This window comes from Natrinema sp. HArc-T2, from assembly GCF_041821085.1.
GTDB lineage: Archaea > Halobacteriota > Halobacteria > Halobacteriales > Natrialbaceae > Natrinema.
The window spans coordinates 252,117-271,958 of record NZ_JBGUAZ010000001.1; the positions used below are offsets into that span (position 1 = coordinate 252,117).

The following is a 19,842-nucleotide window of genomic DNA, read 5'->3' on the forward strand; positions in this document are numbered from 1 at the left end:
TCCATCCCGCTTACGACGTGTTGGTCCCTCGAAGCGTCACATCGCTGTTGATCGTCTCGAGGCGGATCCGACGGGAGCCATCGCCCAGCGTCACCTCGAGTGAGCCGTCGCCCGACGTGCTCGAGGTGTCGAAGCCCTCAAACGAGATGTCGCCGTTAGTCGTCGAGACGCTGACGGTCGCATCGAGCGAGACAGGTGTCCGGACCGTGATTTCGCCGTTGGTACTCTCCGCTGTCAGGTCGCCACCGCCGTCTGCAAGCGAGATATCGATATCTCCGTTGGTCGTGTTCGCGTCCACGTCGCCGCTGACGCCAGCGGCGTGGATCTCGCCATTGGTCGTCTCGGCGCTTAGCCCGCCGTCGACACCTTCGATGTCGACCCGACCGTTCGTCGTCCCGGCGACGAGGTCGTCGGTCACGTTCTGAGTCTCGATGTCGCCGTTGGTCGTCTCCGCTCGCGCGAGTCGGATCCCTGTCGGGACTGTCACCTCGAGATCGACTTTGGGATCGGGGCCGAACAGAAACGGCGTCGTGTCGTAGTCGGTCTCGAGCGCCAGGTGGCCGCCGTTCCGACTGGACGCGAGAGTCACCGACTCGAGGATGTCTTCGGTCGGTGCCGCTTTGTCGGCTGTGACCGCGATCGTGTCGTCTTCGTTTCCGTCGACGGTGATCGAGCCGTTGACAGTCTCGAGTGAGAGTGAACTGAGGTCCGCGGTCTGGTATGTTTCCGTCACGGTTTCCGTTGCGCCCCTGCCAGTCGCGAGACAGCCAGCGAGCGCGCCGAGCGCACCGAGACTTCCCCCACCGAGCAACTGGCGCCGTGAAATGTTACTCGTCATACTCGTATCGATGTGGTCCTCTCGACATATGTACTACTAGTCAGTTTCCGACGCGGGTGTTGTCCACGAAGATTTTTATAGGATAACGGTCGCAGCGCCTGAGACGGGCTGTTGTCACGATGTCCCGGCCCGACCGCAGGGCGGTCACGATTGCATCGGAACCCACTGACAAGACCGTGTGACGGCAGTCACCTGCGAAGCGCCAGGTTCGAGATCGGATGCCGTCGGTGACGGGCAGGGAGTTACCGTGTCTCGAGCATGCAGTTTGAGAATTCTTAAGCGCGGGCGACGACAACCGCGGCGTAATGACAACGCTACGGACGCCGGGACCGACGATCGGCGTCGTCGGAGGAGGACAGCTCGGGCGGATGCTCGCCGAAGCGGCCGCGCCGCTGGGTGTCGAGGTAATCGTGCTCGATCCGACGCCGGACTGTCCGGCAGCGCTCGTGGCCAGCGACCAGATCGTTGCCGCGTTCGACGACGAAGCGGGGATCCGTGAGCTCGCCGAGCGCGCCGATATCCTCACGTTCGAGATCGAACTCGCCGACCAGAACGTCATGGACCGTATCAGCGAGGAGACGGGGACGCCGGTCCACCCGAAGCCGTCGACGCTCGAGACGATCCACGACAAACTCGTCCAGAAACGCGAACTCGAGGACGCGGGCGTTCCGGTGCCGCCGTTCCGCGAGGTCGACGATGCCGACGACATCCGCGAGGCGATCGACGACTACGGCGCACCGGTGATGCTCAAAGCCCGCACCGGCGGCTACGACGGGCGCGGCAACGTCCCCGTCGAGTCGAAAGCCGACGCCGCGGACGCCCTCGAGTCGGTCGCCGGCCCCGCGATGGTCGAGTCGTTCGTCGACTTCGAGCGCGAGGTGTCGGTCATCGCCGTCAAAGGGGACGACGAGGTCACCACCTTCCCGCTGGGCGAGAACGTCCACGAAGACGAGATCCTCCGGGAGACGATCGTCCCCGCGCGTTCGAGCGAGGCCGTCACCGAGCGCGCGTACGACGTCGCCCGCGACGTCCTCGAGGTGATGGACGGTCGTGGCGTCTACGGGACCGAACTGTTCGAGACGAGCGAGGGCGAGATTCTGCTCAACGAGATCGCGCCGCGCCCGCACAACTCGGGCCACTGGACGATCGAGGGGACACAGACTTCGCAGTTCGAACAGCACGTCCGGGCCGTGCTGGGCTGGCCGCTCGGTTCGACGGCCCTGCGTTCGCCGACCGTGATGACGAATCTACTCGCCGATGTCGAACAAGAGGGGCCGGCACAGGTGGGAGATATCAATGAGGTCTTAGAGACCCCTGGCGCGGCCCTTCACTGGTACGGCAAGCACCAGGCGCGACCCCTTCGGAAAATGGGCCACGTCACTGTGACTGCCGACGGAGACGACGATTCGGTCGATGACCTCCTCGAGACGGCACGCGACCTCGAGGCCGCCATGACGTTCCAGTCGTAGTCGTCCGGCCTGCACCCGACCCGGTCTTCATTTCGTTTACCACCGTTTCAAGTCGCTTGCCCGACCACCCTCACCCATGAGCGACAGCGTCAGCGACCTGATCGACCGCTTGCACGACGAAGCCGACCAGGACCGCCCGGCTGCGGAGACCCCCGATGTGGGGATCGTGATGGGCAGTGATTCCGACCTCGAGACGATGATGACCGGCGGGAAACGTCGCGGTGCCTACGACGCCTTCGTCGACGAACTCGGCTTCGCAGAGCAGACAGACTACGAGAACGCGCCCGACGAGCGCTTTACGTTCGAGACCTACGTCACCTCGGCCCACCGGACGCCCGACTTAATGACGGCTTACGCCGAGACGGCAGAGGATCGCGGGCTCGAGGTACTCATTGCCGGCGCGGGCGGCAAATCAGCGGACCTGCCGAACATGACCGCCTCGATCGCGTACCCGCTGCCGGTCATCGGCGTTCCAGTTCAGGAAAAATCCGTCGACAGCGTCATCGGAATGCCGACCGGCGCGCCGCTGGTCGCCGTCGACGCCGGCAAGTCGTTTAACGCCGCGCTGTCGACCGCCCAGATCCTCGCTCGCCAGCACGACGACGTTCGTGACCGACTGGTCGCGTACCACGAGGACTTACGCGAGGGTGTCGGCTCTGTTTCTCGAGCCCTCCACGACGAGGGGACGCCGGCGTTCCGAGAGCGTGATCAGTAACCAGCGAGCGCGGGGCTAGAGCGGACAGCTCGCCGTTCCGGGCCCGGTCACAACTCCTGTTTGTTCCCGTTTAGAAAGCGGGTATGGCCGCTCGAGCGCGGGATTTCGGGCGGGTTAAACGCCGAGTAATATCGTTTTACCGGTCCGTCCCCCCTCCAGGCATCTATATATAGTATCGTGTGACTATTCACATGGGATCAATTCACGCTGAAGTCCCGTTGTGGCCCGTGTTTCCCGCAAAAACGAAGGATCAACCCTTATGTGCGTGCAGTTTGAAGCCCCGAACGTTACCGAGATGAATGATTGGATCGCCATCGGGGCACTGGCGCTCGTCGGGGTACTGATACCGTTCAGTATGATCATGGTATCGTATCTCCTGCGGCCCACGGTTCCCGAAACGAGTAAACGCGCCACCTACGAGAGTGGCGAGATTCCGACCGGCGGAACGCGCGTCCGGTTCAATATTCAGTATTACATGGTTGCGCTGCTGTTCCTCGTCTTCGATATCGAGACCGTCCTCCTGTTTCCCTGGGCGGTCGCCTATCAGGATGCGCTCGCGGCGGATATCCCGCTTGCCCGCGCGCTCGGGCCGATGCTGGCGTTCGTCGCCATCTTGCTCGTCGGACTCGCGTGGGCGTGGCGCACAGGCGCGGTACAGTGGGCACGGACACCCCGCCAACTGGATACTGACAGACCATGAGTAGCGAACAACCACGCCAACAGATCTACGACAGCACCGCACCGTCGACGGACACCCGCGACTCGCGGATCGGTGAGGGTGCCGACGACCGTTTCAACTCCAAGCTTCGCGAGGCCTTCGGGTCGACCCCGTTCATCCTCACGAAGTTCGACAAGTTCATGAACTGGGTGCGGGGCAACTCGATGTTCATGCTCCAGTTCGGGATCGCGTGTTGCAGCATCGAGATGATGCACACGTACGCGATCAAGCACGACCTGGACCGCTTCGGGGCTGGCGTTCCGCGCGCCTCGCCCCGACAGGCCGACGTGATGATCGTTCCCGGGACGATCGTCTCCAAGTTCGGCCCCCGCATGAAACGGGTCTACGACCAGATGCCTGAACCCAAATTCGTCGTCGGCATGGGCTCGTGTACGATCTCCGGCGGCCCCTTCCAGGAAGGATACAACGTCGTGAAGGGTGCCGAGGAGATCATCCCCGTCGACATCCACGTCCCCGGCTGCCCACCGCGGCCGGAGGCGCTCGTCTACGGCATCCTCAAGCTGCAAGAACGGATCCGCAATGGCGAGTCGACGCCCGTCGTCGTGAAACCGTACGAACTCGAGGAGTTCGGCGACCTGCCGAAGGACGAACTCGTCCAGAAGCTCGCGGACGACATCGACGAAGAGGACCTCGTAATGCGCTATAACTGGGCTGATTCACCATGAGCACAGGACTCGAACGAGAGACGGCAGTCGAGGTCACCGAAGACGAACTCGAGGCGATCGTCGGTGACCGCGCGCTCGCACGCGATGATCATCTGAACGCGCCGGGATTCGTCATCCGCCCGGACGATGTCCAGGACGTCCTCAAAGACCTCCGGGACGAGGCCGGGTTCGACCACCTTGCCAATCTGACCGCACAGGAGTATCCGGACCGGTACGAATCGATCTACCACCTCCGGAAGTACGCCGACCCAACGCAAGAAGTGTCGGTCGTCGTCCCGACCACGACCGACGACCCGGTCAGCCAGACCGCCGAACCCGTCTTCCGCACTGCCGACTGGCACGAACGAGAGGCGTTCGACCTCGTCGGCATCGATTACGAGGGTCACCCTGATCCGCGACGGATCCTCCTGCCCGAGACCTGGCAGGGCCATCCGCTCTCGCGAGGCTACGACCAGGAGAAACCCCAGCTGGTGACGCTGACGGAACACGCCAATCCGATCCAGCCCGACCACCACGACGACGAGTCGGACACGATGTTCCTCAATATCGGGCCACACCACCCGGCGACCCACGGTGTGCTCCACATCGAGACGGTGTTAGACGGCGAAACCGTCGTTGACGTCGATCCCGACATCGGCTACCTGCACCGCTGTGAGGAACAGATGTGCCAGCAGGGAACCTATCGCCACCAGATCATGCCGTACCCGGACCGCTGGGACTACGTCTCGGCCGGTCTCCTGAACGAGTGGGCCTACGCACGCGTCGCCGAAGACCTCGCGGACATCGACGTCCCCGAGTACGCCCAGGTCATCCGGACGATGGGTGCCGAACTCTGCCGGATCGCCTCGCATATGCTCGCGCTTGCGACGTTCGCACTGGACGTCTACGGCGACTTCACCGCCATCTTCCAGTATGGGATGCGCGATCGCGAGGTCGTCCAGGATATTCTCGAGGACCTGACCGGCCAGCGGCTCATGTTCAACTACTTCCGACTCGGTGGGGTCGCCTGGGACCTGCCCGAACCCCGCGAGGAGTTCATCGAGAAGACACGCGACTTCCTCGATGGCCTCCCTGCGAAGGTCGACGAGTACAACGACCTGCTGACCGCAAACGAGATCTTCCAGATCCGGACCCACGACACCGGGATCTTAGAGCCCGAGGTCGCCAAACAGTACGGCTGTACCGGCCCCGTCGCCCGCGGGTCGGGCATCGACTACGACCTCCGGCGGGACGACCCCTATGGCTACTACGACAACTTGGAGTGGGACGTCGTCACCGAGGACGGCTGTGACAACTACAGCCGCGTCCTCGTCCGCATGCAGGAGGTCGAGGAGTCCGCGAAGATCATCGAGCAGTGTCTCGACTTGCTCGAGGACTGGCCCGAGGACGAACGCACTGTCCAGAGCAACGTCCCGCGGACGCTGAAGCCGGACGCGGACACCGAGATCTACCGGAGCGTCGAGGGAGCGAAAGGGGAACTCGGGATCTACATCCGAGCGGACGGGACGGACAAACCGGGTCGGTTCAAGATCCGGAGTCCGTGTTTCCACAACCTCTCGGCGCTGCCCGAGATGTCCGAAGGGGAGTACATCCCCGACATGATCGCCTCGCTTGGCAGCCTCGACATCGTCCTCGGAGAGGTGGACCGCTAGCATGACCGGCGCACCTGTCGCCGCGACCGCTGTGGCGTCGGCGCTGTCGACGGTCCCGTTGCAGGATACGGTGTTGCTCCCCGAGCGAATCGGGGAGTTGACCGGGCTCGACGGGCTCGGTCTCGGCGGGGAACTGATCGCGACGCTCGTTTCGGCTGTCGTGATCGGAAGTTTGATGCTGACGATGACTGCACTCGCGGGGCCGTGGGCGAAACGAAAGATCACCGCCTCGTTTACCGATCGGATCGCAGTCAACCAGCTCGGCCCCTGGGGGATCGGCATTATCATCGTCGACGCCGTGCGGATGCTCTCGAAAGAACTCGTGATTCCGGAAGGCGTCGACCGGCCGGCGTACGATCTTGCGCCGATCGTCGTCGTCGCCTCGGCACTCCTTGGCTTTGCCGTCATTCCGATGGGCAACGGGATCCACCTCGCAGACCCTGAAGTCGGGCTCGCGTACGTCTTCGCCGTCTCCGGGATCGCCAGCCTCGGGCTGGTGATGGCCGGCTACTCGTCGGCGAACAAGTACTCGCTGCTCGGCGGACTGCGTGCGGTGGCACAGAACATCGCCTACGAGATCCCGCTGGTCATCACCGGGATGTCGATCGTGATCTTCGCCGGTACGCTGCAGCTGGGCGAGATCGTTGCCGCCCAACACGAGACGCTGGTCGAGATCGCGGGCATCTCGATTCCGACGTGGTACGCGTTCGTCAACCCCTTCGCGTTCGTCCTCTTTCTGGTGGCGAACTTCGCGGAGGTCGGTCGCAACCCCTTCGACACGCCGGAGGCACCGACCGAGATCGTCGCGGGGTATCAAACCGAGTACTCCTCGGTCTACTTCGTGTTGATCTACCTCGGTGAGTTCCTTCACATCTTCCTCGGTGGGGCGATCATTGCGACGATCTTCCTCGGTGGGCCCGCAGGCCCTGTCCTGCCGGGCATCGTCTGGTTTATTATCAAGATCTGGGCGGTGTTCTTCGCGACGCAGTGGCTGCGTTCGGCGGTGCCACGCGTCCGGATCGACCAACTGATCGAGATCGGCTGGAAGGGGCTGCTCGTGCTGGCCTTCGCCAATCTCGTCCTGACTGCGGTAATCGTGGGGCTGATAGCATGATCGGGATACTCAAATCGATGGCAACGACGATGAAACACGCACTGGACGGCTCCACCTTCACAGTGGAGTATCCGGAGACTGCACCGGACGTCTCGCCGCGCTTTCGCGGCGTCCACAAGTTCAGCCAGGAGCGGTGTATCTGGTGTCGGCAGTGTGAGAACGTCTGTCCGAACGATACGATCCAGATCGTCACGAACGATCAACGACAGGGCGAACAGTACAACCTCCACATCGGCCAGTGTATCTACTGCCGGCTCTGCGAGGAGGTCTGCCCCGTCGACGCCATCCTGCTCACGGAGAACTTCGAGTTCACCGCGGACACGAAACACGATTTCGTCTACAACAAAGAGCAGCTGAAGGCAGTGCCGTGGTACAAAGACATCGACCCACTCGCCGCCCGCGAACCCGATCGGGACGCGTGGGTCGGTGAGGGTGAAGGAGAGGTCGATTACCAGTAACGGGTCCGCCCGTCCCGCAAACGGGCAGTAACTACCAATACATGAACTACGAGCTGATCGCGTTCGCGCTGTTTGCGTTACTTACGCTTGCCAGCGCGGTGGGTGTCGTGCTCATGCAGGACCCGTGGCATTCGGCGCTCCTGCTGGGCGTGGCGCTGCTCAGCGTGGCAATCCATTACGTGATGCTGGCGGCCGAATTCGTCGCCATGATGCAGGTTCTCGTCTACGTCGGCGGGGTCCTCGTCCTCATCACGTTCGCTGTCATGTTGACCCAGCGCGACGATTCCGACACGGACGAGGTGGTACAGGCATGACGACCGGACCGAAACTCCGACTCGGCAAGACGCTGGTCCCGGGACTGCTCGCCGTCGGGCTGTTCGGCGTGATGGCGCTGATCACGCTGAATACGGCCTTCGAGCCGATGACAACGGCCGCAGGGGCTGGCTTCCCCAATGATATCTCGATCACAGCCGAACTCGGCTACGCGCTGTTCGGCTTCGACGAGCTCCAGCAGATCGGCGGCACCGAACCGTTCCTCGCCGCCGTCTTGCTCGTCGCCGTCGCACTTGACGCCGCACTCGATGCCTCGCTCGTCCTCGCCAAGCGCGAGGACGAAGGCGAGCCCGTCTCCGCGCTCGCAAGCGCTGGCGAGGAAGCGAGCACGACTGGCGGCCCGACGCCGGCAGTCACCGACGGTGGGACCGACGACTCGAGTGCCGACACGACCGGCCAGTCCGCAGCCACTGGAGGTAACAATCGATGACCGTCGACGTGCAGTATTACGTGATGCTGTCGATGGCAGTGTTCTGTATCGGGCTGTTCGGGGTGTTGACGCGTCGTAACGCACTGTTGTTCCTGATGTCCGTCGAACTCATGTTGAACGCGGCCAATATCAATTTGATCGCGTTCTCGTTCTATCACGGCAACCTCACCGGGCAGCTGTTCGCGCTGTTTACCATGGCGCTGGCTGCCGCTGAGGTGGCCGTCGGACTCGGGATCATCTTGGTGTTGTATCGTAACTTCCGTGACGTCGACGTTACGGTTCCAACGACGATGAGGTGGTAAGATGGCAGCAACAGCAACAGGACCGTTCGGATTCGCACCGGCGATCGCAGTGCTTCCGCTCGTGGCCTTCGTCGTCACGCTGCTCTTTGGGAAGCACTTGCCGAAGAAAGGCGCACTCCCGGGCATCATCGCGACGGCAGGGTCGCTGCTGATCTCGCTCGTGATGTTCGCGGCAGTCGGCGGCGGGAACGCACATCACACGACGCTGTACGAGTGGACGGCCGGCGCAGCCGCAAGCGAGACCGGCGCCGAGGGAGTTGCCTTCACGTTCGGGATCCTGATCGATCCGCTCTCGGCGCTCATGCTCGTGATCGTCTCGCTGGTCGCCTTGCTCGTCCACGTCTTCAGTCTCGGCTACATGAACGCCGAAGGCGAGACCGGGCTCCCGCGATACTACGCCGAACTCGGGCTCTTTACGTTCAGCATGCTCGCCTTTGTCTTCGCGGACAACCTGCTGATGGCGTTCATGTTCTTCGAACTCGTCGGGCTGTGTTCGTACCTGCTGATCGGCTTCTGGTTCCGCACGGAATCGGCTCCCTCGGCAGCGAAGAAGGCGTTCCTGGTCACTCGCTTCGGTGACTACTTCTTCCTGATCGGGGTCGTCGCCATCGCGGCGACGTTCGGCACGGTCGGCTTCGCCGGCGAGGGCTCGTTCGTCACCGCCGCCGAAACCGCGATCGACGACGGCGCGACGCTGTTCGGCTTCGACGCCCAGACCTGGGTGACGATCACCGGGTTGCTCGTGTTAGGCGGGGTGCTCGGCAAGTCGGCACAGTTCCCGTTCCACACCTGGCTGCCTGACGCGATGGAGGGTCCGACCACCGTCTCCGCGCTTATCCACGCAGCGACGATGGTCGCGGCCGGTGTCTATCTCGTCGCGCGGATGTTCGGCTACTACGCACTGAGTCCGACCGCGCTTTCGATCATCGCCTTCGTCGGCGGCTTTACCGCGCTCTTTGCGGCGACGATGGCCGTCGTCAAAGACGACGTCAAACAGGTGCTGGCGTATTCAACGATCAGCCAGTACGGCTACATGATGCTCGGGCTGGGCGTCGGCGGCTACGTCGCCGGCGTCTTCCACCTCATGAACCACGCCTTCTTCAAAGCGCTCCTGTTCCTCGGGGCCGGGGCCGTCATCATCCTGATGCACCACGAACAGGACATGTGGAAGATGGGCGGGCTCAAGAACAAAGCGCCCGTCGTCTACTACACGTTCCTCGCCGGCGCGCTCGCGCTCGCGGGGATCGTTCCGTTCTCCGGCTTCTGGTCGAAAGACGAGGTGCTGTTCGATGCACTGGCCGTCGGCCTTGACGAACCAGTCATCCTCGCGGCTTACGCGATGGGACTGATCGCGGTGTTCTTCACCGGCTTCTACACGTTCCGGATGGTCTTCCTGACCTTCCACGGCGAACCCCGTTCCGAGGCCGCTGAGGACCCACACCCGGTCGGCTGGCCGGTCAAGCTCCCGCTTCTCACACTCGGGACGCTCGCAGCCGTCGCCGGCTTCGTGAACCTCGCTCCCGTCGCGAGCCTGTTCGACCTCGAGATCACGTTCCTCGAGTTCTGGCTCGACGGCGAGTACGGCTACGTCGAGGGACTGACCTACCACGCGTACCACGACACGGTCGCCGAGATGGCCTTCGAGGAGAGCTACATCGGCTCCGAGACGACGACGATGCTGTTGAGTGCGGGCCTGTCGCTTGGGCTTGCACTGGCCGGCGCGTTCACCGCACACACGCTGTATAACGTGCCGGAGCCATCCCGCCACACGCAGAAACTCGGTGGGGCGTACAACGTCCTGCGAAGCAACTACTACCAGGACGAGTACCAGGTCTGGCTCGCGGAGGGCCTGACACTGCCAGTGGCTCGAGCCGCCGACCGGTTCGACCAGACGGTCATCGACGGGTTTGTCAACGGCACGTCGACAGTGAGTCTGTTCAGCAGTAACTGGGTGAAACGCATCCAGACGGGTATCGTAACTAACTACGCGGCGTTGCTGGTGGCCGGGTTCATCGGCTTACTGCTGATTCTCGGCGCTCTCGGAGGGTGGTTCGCATGATGCTAGAAGCGCTTATCGCAGTCGCACTGGTCGGCGCGTTGGTCACGTTCGTCGCGCCGAATCGAATCGCTGGCAAACTCGCCTTCGCCATCAGCCTCGTGCCGGCGGCGCTGTCGCTGTGGCTGTTCGCTGCCTTCGACGGCAGCGGCAACGCCTTGCTCGACGGCGACCTGGCGTTCGAATCACAGGCGGCGTGGCTCGAGATCGGCGACTACTCGATCTCGTGGTTCGTCGGCCTCGACGGGATCAGCCTGCCGCTGGTCGTTCTGACGACGATCCTCTGTACGCTGGCGATCGTTAGCTCGTGGACGCCGATCGACGAGCGCGAGTCGCAGTTCTACGGGCTGATCCTCTTTATCGAGGCGATGTTGATCGGCGTCTTCTCGGCGCTCGATTTCTTCCTGTGGTTCGTCTTCTGGGAGGCAGTTCTGATCCCGATGTACCTGCTGATCGGCATCTGGGGCGGCCCGCGTCGCAAGTACGCCGCGATCAAGTTCTTCGTCTACACGAACGTGGCGTCGCTGGTGATGTTCGGGTCGTTCGTCACGCTCGTCTTCGGGCTCGGCGACTCGGTCACCTCCTTTGGGCTGCCCGAGATCGCGACCGCGATGCTCGCCGGCGGTCCCGAGGGCTTCTTCGGCTTGAGCGGGACGACGCTCGCGTCGCTTGCGTTCATCGGCATGTTCCTCGGCTTTGCGGTGAAGGTGCCAGTGGTGCCGTTCCACACGTGGCTCCCGGACGCTCACGTCGAGGCCCCCACGCCAGCGTCGATTCTGCTGGCCGGCGTGCTGCTGAAGATGGGGACCTATGCCCTGCTTCGGTTCAACTTCACGATGTTCCCCGAGCAGGTCGAAGCATACGCGGTGCCGATCGCGGCGATCGCCGTCATCAGCGTCATCTACGGCGCGATGTTGGCACTCGCCCAGACCGACCTCAAACGGATCGTCGCGTATTCGTCCGTCTCGTCGATGGGCTACGTCATCCTCGGACTGGTCGCGTACACCCAGTTCGGGGTCGGCGGCGCGACCTTCCAGATGGTCTCCCACGGCCTGATCTCCGGACTGATGTTCATGTCGGTCGGCGTCATCTACAACGCGACCCACACCCGGATGGTCACCGATATGTCCGGGATGGCAGACCGGATGCCGATCGCCGTCGGCGTGTTGATCGCCGGCGCGTTCGGCTACATGGGGCTGCCGCTGATGAGCGGCTTCGCCGCCGAGTACTTCATCTTCTTCGGCTCGTTCGGCTCTGAGCTGCTCGCATACTCGGCGCTGTTTACCTCGTTGGCGATGTTCGGCATCGTCATCGTCGCGGGCTACCTGCTGTTCGCGCTCCAGCGGACGGTGTTCGGACCGTATCGACTCGAGACCGACTACGAGGTCGGTCGCGCCCCCGTCCACGACGTCGCGTCGATGATCGTCCTGCTGGGACTGATCATCACCCTCGGCGTGGCCCCTGACCTGATCTTCACCATGATAACAGATGCGATCGATCCGATCATTCAGGGAGGTGGACTCTGATGGCACTCGTCCAACTTCCCGAGTGGGCGGCACTCGCTCCGGCGCTGCTTCTGGCAGGGACGGCACTCGTGCTCTTCCTGTTCGATAGCATCAATCCGGGATCGACGAACCGCGCGTTGCTTGCTGGCACCGCCGTCGCCGGCTCGCTAGCCTCGCTCGCCGTCGCCGTCTGGTATCTCGCTGCCGGCGTCGGTGCGACCGGGATCGAAAACTACGGCGTCGTCGACGTCATGAACGGCCAGTTCGTCGTCGACCAGTTGGCGCTGTACTTCATGATCATCATCTCGATCGTCACCGCCCTCGTCGCAGTGGCGAGCTACGACTACCTGCGCGATCACACCTACCAGGCCGAGTACTACTCGCTGGTCATCCTCGCGGCGACCGGGATGTCGATGATCGCGGTCTCGAACAGCCTCGTGACGATCTTCATCGCACTCGAGCTGACGAGCCTGCCGTCGTACGCGCTGGTCGCGATCCTGAAAGACAACCGCGGCAGCGTCGAAGCCGGCCTCAAGTACTTCCTGATCGGTGCGCTGTCGTCGGCGATCTTCGTCTACGGTGTCTCGCTGGTCTACGGTGCGACCGGCTCGCTGCAACTCGAGGCCGTCGCGGATAACCTCAGTGCAGCCGGCGAGATGGGTGGCCTCCTCGGGCTTGGCATCCTCATGCTGATCGGCGGGGTCGCGTTCAAGACTGCGAGCGTCCCGTTCCACTTCTGGGCCCCCGAGGCCTACGAGGGTGCCCCAGCACCGATCTCGGCATTCCTCTCGTCGGCCTCGAAGGCCGCCGGCTTCGTGCTCGCGATCCGCGTGTTCACGACGGCGTTCCCGCTCGAGGCGACGACTGCCGTCATCGGCGTCGACTGGACGGTGGCGTTCGTCATCCTCGCGATCGTCACGATGACGCTCGGGAACTTCGCGGCGGCGACCCAGGAGAACGTCAAGCGGATGCTCGCGTACTCCTCGATCGGGCACGCTGGCTACGTGCTGATCGGGCTGGCGGCCCTCTCGACTGAGGCCGGCGACCTCGTCATGGGCGCGGCCATGATGCACCTGCTGGTTTATGGCTTCATGAACACGGGTGCGTTCCTGTTCGTCGCGCTGGCCGAGTACTGGGGCGTCGGTCCCACGTTCGAGGATTACAACGGCCTCTCGAAACAGGCACCCTTCGCCTCGGCGGCGATGGCCGTGTTCATGTTCAGCCTCGCCGGCGTGCCGCCGTTTGGCGGCTTCTGGAGCAAGTACCTGCTCTACACCGAGACGGTCAACGCGGCCGCGGACAACACGATCTTGCTCGTCCTCGCCGCCGCGCTCGTCGTCAACAGCGCACTCTCGCTGTACTACTACTCGCGGCTGGTCAAGGCGCTCTGGATCGAGGAGCCGCTTCTCGACCGGGATCGTCTCGCTCAGCCGACCGGGCTCTACGCGGCGATCATCGCCGCTGCCGTGATGACGGTCGTCATCCTGCCGGCGTTCGATCCGATCGCGTCTGCCGCACTCGAGGCGGCAGCAGCGGTCGTGGGCTAACGTGACCCGGTAGTTTTTACCCCTCGGGGTCGCAACCGGCGACAAATGGTTTTCCGGCTCGTGCTCGGCTGCGGGACCGTCTGTCGGAAGGTGACCGAACAGGTCGCCGAGCGCGACGGTCGCGTGCTCGTCATCACCGACGATGAGAGCGCCGTCGAGACGTTACGCGACGAGAGCGTGCCCGCCCGCCACGCGGATCCGACCGATCCCGACACCATTGCGACCGTCGACCGACCAGACGTAATCTTCGTCGCCGGCGACCGGACCGACGGAAACCGGACCGCACTCGAGCACGCGCGTGACCAGTTCCCTGCCGTCTCGATTGTGGCCTATCTGGGCGGGAACGCGACGACTGCGGACCGCGATCGGTTCGCGGAGCTGGCGGATCACGTCGTCGATCCGACGGAGGCGTTAGCCGACCGCACGCTCGAGGGGACGGCGAACGCGTCGGCTGAAGCGGCGATCGACCTGCGTGCATCGCTTGCGGGGATCGACGGTCGACTGGCGGTCGTAACCCACGACAATCCAGATCCGGACGCGCTTGCGAGTGCGGTTGCACTCGTCGATATCGCCGACTCCGTCGGCGTCGACGCAGACGCCTGTTACTTCGGCGACATCTCCCATCAGGAAAACCGGGCGATGGTCAACTTACTCGACCTGGACCTCCGAAACATGGCGTCGGACGACCCGTTGACGGACTATTCGGCGTTCGCGTTAGTCGACCACTCTCGACCCGGCGTCAACGATCAGTTGCCAGCCGACCTCCACGTCGATATCGTCATCGACCACCACCCGCCTCGCGGGCCGGTCCCCGGCGAGTTCGTCGACCTCCGGCAGGGGGCGGGCGCAACCAGTACCGTCCTGACCGAGTACCTCGAGCACTTCGATCTCGCGTTCGACTCGGCGACGGCGACGGCACTGTTGTACGGCATTCGCGTCGATACGAACGACTTTACGCGGGAAGTCTCACCTGCCGATTTCCGGGCTGCCTCAGTGTTGTTTCCCCACGTCGACACGTCGCTGCTGCGCCAGATCGAACAACCCTCGCTCGAGGGCGAGACCCTCGAGACGATCGCGCGGGCGATCAAAAACCGAACCGAACGAGAGTCGGTCGCCGTTGCCAGCGTCAATCGGATCAGCGACCGGGACGCGTTACCGCAGGCTGCAGACCAGTTGCTGGCGATGGGGGGGATCGAGACGACACTCGTCTTCGGGTTCGACGACGAGATGGTGTATCTCTCGGCGCGGTCGCGGGCCGCGGATGTCGACCTCGGCGAGACGCTCAGGGACGCGTTCGATCGAATCGGCAGCGCCGGCGGTCACGCCGACATGGCCGGCGCCCAACTCGAGATCGGTATTCTGGGCAGTGCCGACGACGAGGAGGAAGTCGAATCGATCGTCAGCATCGTCGAAGAGGTGATCATCAACCGCTTTTTCGAGGCGCTCGAGACACGACCGGGAGTTCCGGTCGGAGCCTACACGCAGACCAGCGAGTGGCTGTTCACCCAGCGCGGTGGGTCGGAAGACGGCGAGTCGGCGTAAGGGTGTTCGACTCGAGTCGATACGGCTATTGGATCGCGATCGGTGCCCAACGTCTTTCGTCGTTGTTTTCATACAACATCTCATCGCGAGTCAGATTGGCAATCGTCTCACTGCTGCTTACCGCTGGCGGGACCGCACTCTGGTTTCCCATAACAGCGACGGAACCCGCAGGTGCCACCCCCGAATAGAAGACAGTGCTTTTGCGCGCGGCACCCGTATAATCATCTATGGAGGTCGTGTCGGACCGGACGAAGCCCCGGGTCAAAGACTACATGACGCGCGATGTCGCGACAGTGTCGCCCGACGAAACGGTCGGCGAGGTCGCGAAGCGAATCGCCGAGAGCGAGGAACACAGCGGCTTTCCCGTCTGCGAGCGCCGCCGCGTCGAGGGGTTCATCAGCGCCCGCGACCTGCTGCTTGCGGACGACGACGATCCGATCTTCAAGATCATGGCGACGGAGTTGCTGGTCGCCCACCCCGAGATGAAGGTCAACGATGCCGCCCGGGTCATCCTCCGGTCGGGCATCCAGAAACTCCCCGTCGTCGACGACGCGGGCAACCTCGTGGGGATCATCTCGAACGCTGATGTCATCCGCAGTCAGATCGAGCGCGCGACGCCCGAAAAAGTCGGCAAACTGATGCGGACCTTAGAACAGATCCACGAGATCGACCTGACCGAGGAGCGTCGCACCGTCCCGCTCTCGGAGCTGACGCCCACACAGGGCCGAGTGTACGCCGACGAACTCGAGGGGCGGCGCTACGAACTCGAGCGCGGACTGGCCGAGCCGCTGGTAGTCATCGACAACGGCGGAACGCTGTTGCTCGCCGACGGCCACCACCGCGTGCTCGCGGCCGACCGACTCGAAATCCACGAGGTGGACGCCTACGTCATCGTCATCGATCAGGAGATCGAGTTGGGAATGGCACAGACGGCCGAAAAGGAGAACTTATCGCGGATCGACGATATCGAGGTCGTCGACTACGCGCGCCATCCGCTCGTCCAGACGACGAAGCGACTCCAGTCCAACGGCGGAGACGGCGACGGAGCCAACTAAGAGCCACCAGCGACTGTCGAAGATACCGACACCGGTTCGTGTTGGCTGTGTAGACAGTCGTGATCGGCAACCCCTGGTGAGCGTTTTCAGTGTCGGTGCAGTAACTCGCTCGATGACTCGCTCGATGACTCGCTCACGCACTTTCGATCGAGCCCTCGTTGCCGGTGCCAGCGGGGAGACCGGACAGGAACTCCTGTCGGTCCTGCGACCGACTGACCTCGCGGTGCGCGCGACCACGCGGTCGTACGCGAACGTCGACATGCTCGAGCGCCACGGGGCCGACGATGTGCTCGTCGCCGATTTCTTTGAGTCAGCCGACGCCGTCGCGGCGGTCGAGGACTGCGATATCGTCTACTGTGCGCTCGGAACGCCGTCGGGGTTTCGCCACACGATCGGCACCAGACTGGTCGATCGAACCGGCGTGATCAACCTCATCACCGCCGCCGTCGGAGCCGGCGTCTCCTACTTCGTCCTCGAGAGTGCGATCGGCGTCAGGAACTCGAAATCGGGGCTGTCGCTTCCAGCGCGATTCTTGATTCATGGCTCGCTGTCGGCCAAACACGACGCCGAAACGGCCCTGCGCCGGTCAGGGCTGGACTACACGATCGTCCGTCCCGGTAGGCTCACGAACGATCCACCAAGCGGTGCGGTCGTGGTCAACGAGGGTGGCGGCTCCTTCTCGGGGTCGATTCCGCGAGCCGATGTCGCACAGGTGATGGCGGTGTCGCCGTTTACGCCCGACGCGCAGAACCGAACCCTCGAGGTCGTCAGCCGCGATGGCATGACGAGCGAGCCGACTACTCCTGTCGACATCGAGTGGGCAGATGACCGCCTCACGGTCGACCGCGAACACCGCCGGCTGTAGTTTCAAGAACGGCTATACGTCGCGCTCGATGACGAACTCCGTGAACTCCTCGAGTTTCCGTGTCGTCTCGGCGTCGAAGTCCACCACGTCGATCGCCGCCCGCGCGTCGGCAGCCAGCTCGAGGGCACACTCGCGGGCGTACTCGATGCTGCCGGTCTCCTCTAAGATTGTGAGGGCCTCGTGGATTTCGTCGTCGGTGTTGTCCTCGGCCTCGAGAATTGTCTGCAGCCGTCGGGCACGCACCGGGTCGCTTTCTGCCATCGCGTGGATGACAAGTAGCGTCTGCTTGCCCTCGCGGATGTCGTTGCCGAATTCCTTGCCGAACTCACCGGCCCGGCCCAGCGAGTGTTCGACGTCCAAGATGTCGTCGCCGATCTGGAATGCGACGGCGGTCAGCTCGGCGTACGTGGCGACGGCCTCCTCGAGCTCGTCGGGTTGGTCGGTGATGATTGCGGCCAGCCGGGCGACGATCCGTCCGAGGCAGCCGGTCTTGCACGCACACATCTCGAGGTACTCGTCGGTGCTGACCTGGTGGTCGTGGTCGTTGTGCCAGCAGATGTCCATCCCTTGCCCGAGATGGGTACGGTTGAGTTCGTCCATTAGCATCTCGTAGGCAGCCAGACGTCGGTCAGCTGGCAGGCTGGCCGGATTCTGCGCGATGACTTTCAGCGGCAGGAAGTACATCGCGTTCCCGACGTTGAGCGCGATATCTTGCCCGTAAACGTGGTGCAGCGCTGGCTCGCCCCGCCGGATCGTCGCACCGTCTTCGACGTCGTCGACGATGATCGTCCCGTTGTGCAGGAGTTCGGGAATGCAGGCGTAGGGGAGGTACTCGGCGGGATCCTCGCCGAATCCCTCGACGAAGACCAGAAGGAGGACCGCACGCCACCGTTTCCCACCACGATCGAGTAGATCCCACAGCGGCGTCGATAGCGCACTCTCGATGCCAGTGGCATCGTACTCGTAGGTCGGCGGGCCGAAGAACGTCTCGAGATAGTCCGCATCAATCTCGCGTGGGACGAGGTCGGCGATCGCCTCGTCGATGGCCGGTCGCCAGTCGGCAAGCGTCTCCCGCATACCAGTTTCGAGCAGGAGCGGCGTAAAAAAGATTCGTAGTTGGACCTGTTACCAACAGTGAACAACTGTCGAGCCGTTCAGTCGACACCATCGCGCAACCGTGGCGACGAGCGAGCGGTACAATTACCCGACCGTCCGCCCATGAGACAGTCATGACTGCCTGGATCAGCTCGATCTTCGAGAGCGACGTCGGCTGGGACCATCTCGAGTCTCTCGTCGACATTGGCAACCGCATGGCCGGCAGCGAGGGCGAACGCGAGGCTGCCGAACTGACCCGGGATGTACTGGCCGCCGCCGGGGCGCGAAACGTCCGCCTCGAGCCCTTTGAGATACAGGGCTGGACCCGCGGCGACAGCGCGATCACGGCCGGCGACACGACACAGGACTGCATCGCGCTGCCGCGCAGTCCCGACGACCGCGTCACCGGGCCGCTGGTCGACCTCGGCTACGGCCTCCCCGCGGACTTCGAGGCGACCGACCTCGAGGGCGCGATCGTCATGGTCCGCAGCGATGTCCCCGACTACTACGACCGGTACCTCCACCGCCGAGAGAAATACTATCACGCCGTCGAGAACGGTGCTGTCGGCTTTATTTATCGCAATCACGTCGAGGGGTGTCTGCCGCCGACCGGCAGCGTTGGGACTGACGCGGACCCGATCGGCGAGATTCCGGCTGTCGGCGTCTCGAGCGAGGTCGGCGCGCGACTGGCCCGCCGATTCGACGGCGACTCGATCACGCTCGCCGTCGAGGCCGACATTCAACCCGCCGAGAGCCAAAACATCCGCGCCGAACTCGGCCCCGACACCGACGAGCGCGTGCTCGTGACGAGCCACGTCGACGCCCACGACATCGCCGAGGGTGCGATGGACAACGGCGCCGGCACCGCGATGGTGGTCGAACTCGCGAACGCGCTGGCCGCCCGTGAGGACGACCTCGAGACCCGCGTCGAGTTCGTCGCCTTCGGTGCCGAAGAGGTCGGTCTGGTTGGCTCGACCCGGTACGCCGAGGCGGTCGACGCCGATGCGATCAAAGCGGTGGTCAACAACGACGGCGTCGTCAACGATCGGACGCTCGAGCTCGTCACGCACGGCTTCGACTCGCTCGCGGATGTCACAGACGAGATCGCCGAGCGATACGACCACCCGATCGAGACGGTGCCGACGCTCGGCCCCCACAGCGATCACTGGCCGTTCGTCGTCGAGGGCATCCCCGGCTGTTACGTCAGATCGGTTTCCGAGGGCGCGGGCCGGGGCTGGGGACACACGTTCGCCGATACGATCGAGAAACTCGAGCCCCGAACCCTGCGTGAGCAGGCGATCCTCCTGACCGCGTACGTCGTCGCACTCGCCCGCGAAGACGTGACCGTCGACCACCGCTCGCCCGACGCCATCGCAGCCGACCTCGAAGCACAGGACCTCGCCGAAGGTATGAAGATCACCGGCGACTGGCCCTACGACGAGTAACGCGTCGCCACTACCAG

19 protein-coding genes are annotated in these 19,842 nt (G+C 63.7%); 17 read left to right on the plus strand and 2 right to left on the minus strand.

Going from position 1 to position 19,842, the window contains the following annotated elements:
• Positions 1-10 precede the first annotated feature (10 nt).
• Positions 11-838, minus strand: coding sequence for a DUF4097 domain-containing protein (locus ACERI1_RS01305; RefSeq protein WP_373616225.1), 828 nt, complete (start codon positions 836-838; stop codon positions 11-13).
• 305 nt (positions 839-1,143) lie between these two features.
• Here ACERI1_RS01305 and ACERI1_RS01310 point away from each other — a divergent pair, with 305 nt between their 5' ends.
• The 16 genes from ACERI1_RS01310 (at position 1,144) to ACERI1_RS01385 (ending at position 17,285) form a co-directional block, all read left to right on the plus strand.
• Positions 1,144-2,307, plus strand: coding sequence for a 5-(carboxyamino)imidazole ribonucleotide synthase (locus ACERI1_RS01310; RefSeq protein WP_373616226.1), 1,164 nt, complete (start codon positions 1,144-1,146; stop codon positions 2,305-2,307).
• A gap of 76 nt (positions 2,308-2,383) precedes the next feature.
• Positions 2,384-3,022 carry an AIR carboxylase family protein gene (locus ACERI1_RS01315; protein WP_373616227.1) on the plus strand — a complete coding sequence of 213 codons (639 nt, stop codon included), beginning with the start codon at positions 2,384-2,386 and terminating at the stop codon, positions 3,020-3,022.
• Between the two features lie 295 nt (positions 3,023-3,317).
• Entirely contained in the window at positions 3,318-3,722 is a 405-nt protein-coding gene (locus tag ACERI1_RS01320; protein ID WP_373616228.1) for an NADH-quinone oxidoreductase subunit A, read from the plus strand.
• Complete coding sequence (locus ACERI1_RS01325; RefSeq protein ID WP_373616229.1) at positions 3,719-4,426, plus strand: NADH-quinone oxidoreductase subunit B; 708 nt, start codon at positions 3,719-3,721, stop codon at positions 4,424-4,426. Before ACERI1_RS01320 ends, ACERI1_RS01325 begins: the two co-directional genes overlap by 4 nt.
• Positions 4,423-6,078: an NADH-quinone oxidoreductase subunit D gene (locus ACERI1_RS01330; protein ID WP_373616230.1), complete on the plus strand. Its 1,656-nt coding sequence runs from the start codon at positions 4,423-4,425 to the stop codon at positions 6,076-6,078. The genes ACERI1_RS01325 and ACERI1_RS01330 overlap by 4 nt, the downstream gene beginning before the upstream one ends.
• Position 6,079: 1 nt before the next feature.
• Positions 6,080-7,192, plus strand: a complete 1,113-nt coding sequence (locus ACERI1_RS01335; protein WP_373616231.1) for an NADH-quinone oxidoreductase subunit H — start codon at positions 6,080-6,082, stop codon at positions 7,190-7,192.
• On the plus strand, positions 7,189-7,650 hold the full coding sequence (locus ACERI1_RS01340; protein WP_008009959.1) for an NADH-quinone oxidoreductase subunit I: 462 nt from the start codon (positions 7,189-7,191) through the stop codon (positions 7,648-7,650). Before ACERI1_RS01335 ends, ACERI1_RS01340 begins: the two co-directional genes overlap by 4 nt.
• Before the next feature lie 41 nt (positions 7,651-7,691).
• Complete coding sequence (locus ACERI1_RS01345) at positions 7,692-7,964, plus strand: NADH-quinone oxidoreductase subunit J (protein ID WP_092929210.1); 273 nt, start codon at positions 7,692-7,694, stop codon at positions 7,962-7,964.
• Positions 7,961-8,413 carry a hypothetical protein gene (locus ACERI1_RS01350; protein ID WP_373616232.1) on the plus strand — a complete coding sequence of 151 codons (453 nt, stop codon included), beginning with the start codon at positions 7,961-7,963 and terminating at the stop codon, positions 8,411-8,413. Before ACERI1_RS01345 ends, ACERI1_RS01350 begins: the two co-directional genes overlap by 4 nt.
• The gene (gene nuoK / locus ACERI1_RS01355) at positions 8,410-8,715 is read left to right on the plus strand and encodes an NADH-quinone oxidoreductase subunit NuoK (protein WP_373616233.1); all 306 of its coding nucleotides are present in this window, start codon (positions 8,410-8,412) and stop codon (positions 8,713-8,715) included. Before ACERI1_RS01350 ends, nuoK begins: the two co-directional genes overlap by 4 nt.
• A gap of 1 nt (position 8,716) precedes the next feature.
• Positions 8,717-10,774, plus strand: a complete 2,058-nt coding sequence (nuoL, locus tag ACERI1_RS01360; RefSeq protein WP_373616234.1) for an NADH-quinone oxidoreductase subunit L — start codon at positions 8,717-8,719, stop codon at positions 10,772-10,774.
• On the plus strand, positions 10,771-12,297 hold the full coding sequence (locus tag ACERI1_RS01365; RefSeq protein WP_373616235.1) for a NuoM family protein: 1,527 nt from the start codon (positions 10,771-10,773) through the stop codon (positions 12,295-12,297). Before nuoL ends, ACERI1_RS01365 begins: the two co-directional genes overlap by 4 nt.
• The gene (locus tag ACERI1_RS01370; protein ID WP_373616236.1) at positions 12,297-13,823 is read left to right on the plus strand and encodes an NADH-quinone oxidoreductase subunit N; all 1,527 of its coding nucleotides are present in this window, start codon (positions 12,297-12,299) and stop codon (positions 13,821-13,823) included. The genes ACERI1_RS01365 and ACERI1_RS01370 overlap by 1 nt, the downstream gene beginning before the upstream one ends.
• A gap of 45 nt (positions 13,824-13,868) precedes the next feature.
• Positions 13,869-15,365, plus strand: a complete 1,497-nt coding sequence (locus ACERI1_RS01375; RefSeq protein WP_373616237.1) for a DHH family phosphoesterase — start codon at positions 13,869-13,871, stop codon at positions 15,363-15,365.
• A gap of 227 nt (positions 15,366-15,592) precedes the next feature.
• Positions 15,593-16,420 carry a CBS domain-containing protein gene (locus tag ACERI1_RS01380; RefSeq protein ID WP_373616238.1) on the plus strand — a complete coding sequence of 276 codons (828 nt, stop codon included), beginning with the start codon at positions 15,593-15,595 and terminating at the stop codon, positions 16,418-16,420.
• A 124-nt stretch (positions 16,421-16,544) separates the two neighbouring features.
• Entirely contained in the window at positions 16,545-17,285 is a 741-nt protein-coding gene (locus ACERI1_RS01385) for an NAD(P)-binding oxidoreductase (RefSeq protein ID WP_373616239.1), read from the plus strand.
• 12 nt (positions 17,286-17,297) lie between these two features.
• Here the strand turns inward: ACERI1_RS01385 and ACERI1_RS01390 are convergent, their stop codons facing one another.
• Positions 17,298-18,362: a polyprenyl synthetase family protein gene (locus ACERI1_RS01390; RefSeq protein WP_373616240.1), complete on the minus strand. Its 1,065-nt coding sequence runs from the start codon at positions 18,360-18,362 to the stop codon at positions 17,298-17,300.
• Between the two features lie 152 nt (positions 18,363-18,514).
• On the opposite strand from ACERI1_RS01390, the gene ACERI1_RS01395 reads away from it, so the two are divergent.
• Positions 18,515-19,825, plus strand: a complete 1,311-nt coding sequence (locus ACERI1_RS01395) for a M28 family peptidase (RefSeq protein WP_373616241.1) — start codon at positions 18,515-18,517, stop codon at positions 19,823-19,825.
• Positions 19,826-19,842: the final 17 nt, after the last annotated feature.

What these genes read in the sequence shown, in the direction of transcription:
- ACERI1_RS01305 (WP_373616225.1), bottom strand. Translation starts at nt 838, where the DNA reads ATGACGAGTAACATTTCACGGCGCCAGTTGCTCGGTGGGGGAAGTCTC.
- ACERI1_RS01310 (WP_373616226.1), top strand. Translation starts at nt 1,144, where the DNA reads ATGACAACGCTACGGACGCCGGGACCGACGATCGGCGTCGTCGGAGGA.
- ACERI1_RS01315 (WP_373616227.1), top strand. Translation starts at nt 2,384, where the DNA reads ATGAGCGACAGCGTCAGCGACCTGATCGACCGCTTGCACGACGAAGCC.
- ACERI1_RS01320 (WP_373616228.1), top strand. Translation starts at nt 3,318, where the DNA reads ATGAATGATTGGATCGCCATCGGGGCACTGGCGCTCGTCGGGGTACTG.
- ACERI1_RS01325 (WP_373616229.1), top strand. Translation starts at nt 3,719, where the DNA reads ATGAGTAGCGAACAACCACGCCAACAGATCTACGACAGCACCGCACCG.
- ACERI1_RS01330 (WP_373616230.1), top strand. Translation starts at nt 4,423, where the DNA reads ATGAGCACAGGACTCGAACGAGAGACGGCAGTCGAGGTCACCGAAGAC.
- ACERI1_RS01335 (WP_373616231.1), top strand. Translation starts at nt 6,080, where the DNA reads ATGACCGGCGCACCTGTCGCCGCGACCGCTGTGGCGTCGGCGCTGTCG.
- ACERI1_RS01340 (WP_008009959.1), top strand. Translation starts at nt 7,189, where the DNA reads ATGATCGGGATACTCAAATCGATGGCAACGACGATGAAACACGCACTG.
- ACERI1_RS01345 (WP_092929210.1), top strand. Translation starts at nt 7,692, where the DNA reads ATGAACTACGAGCTGATCGCGTTCGCGCTGTTTGCGTTACTTACGCTT.
- ACERI1_RS01350 (WP_373616232.1), top strand. Translation starts at nt 7,961, where the DNA reads ATGACGACCGGACCGAAACTCCGACTCGGCAAGACGCTGGTCCCGGGA.
- nuoK (WP_373616233.1), top strand. Translation starts at nt 8,410, where the DNA reads ATGACCGTCGACGTGCAGTATTACGTGATGCTGTCGATGGCAGTGTTC.
- nuoL (WP_373616234.1), top strand. Translation starts at nt 8,717, where the DNA reads ATGGCAGCAACAGCAACAGGACCGTTCGGATTCGCACCGGCGATCGCA.
- ACERI1_RS01365 (WP_373616235.1), top strand. Translation starts at nt 10,771, where the DNA reads ATGATGCTAGAAGCGCTTATCGCAGTCGCACTGGTCGGCGCGTTGGTC.
- ACERI1_RS01370 (WP_373616236.1), top strand. Translation starts at nt 12,297, where the DNA reads ATGGCACTCGTCCAACTTCCCGAGTGGGCGGCACTCGCTCCGGCGCTG.
- ACERI1_RS01375 (WP_373616237.1), top strand. Translation starts at nt 13,869, where the DNA reads ATGGTTTTCCGGCTCGTGCTCGGCTGCGGGACCGTCTGTCGGAAGGTG.
- ACERI1_RS01380 (WP_373616238.1), top strand. Translation starts at nt 15,593, where the DNA reads ATGGAGGTCGTGTCGGACCGGACGAAGCCCCGGGTCAAAGACTACATG.
- ACERI1_RS01385 (WP_373616239.1), top strand. Translation starts at nt 16,545, where the DNA reads ATGACTCGCTCACGCACTTTCGATCGAGCCCTCGTTGCCGGTGCCAGC.
- ACERI1_RS01390 (WP_373616240.1), bottom strand. Translation starts at nt 18,362, where the DNA reads ATGCGGGAGACGCTTGCCGACTGGCGACCGGCCATCGACGAGGCGATC.
- ACERI1_RS01395 (WP_373616241.1), top strand. Translation starts at nt 18,515, where the DNA reads ATGACTGCCTGGATCAGCTCGATCTTCGAGAGCGACGTCGGCTGGGAC.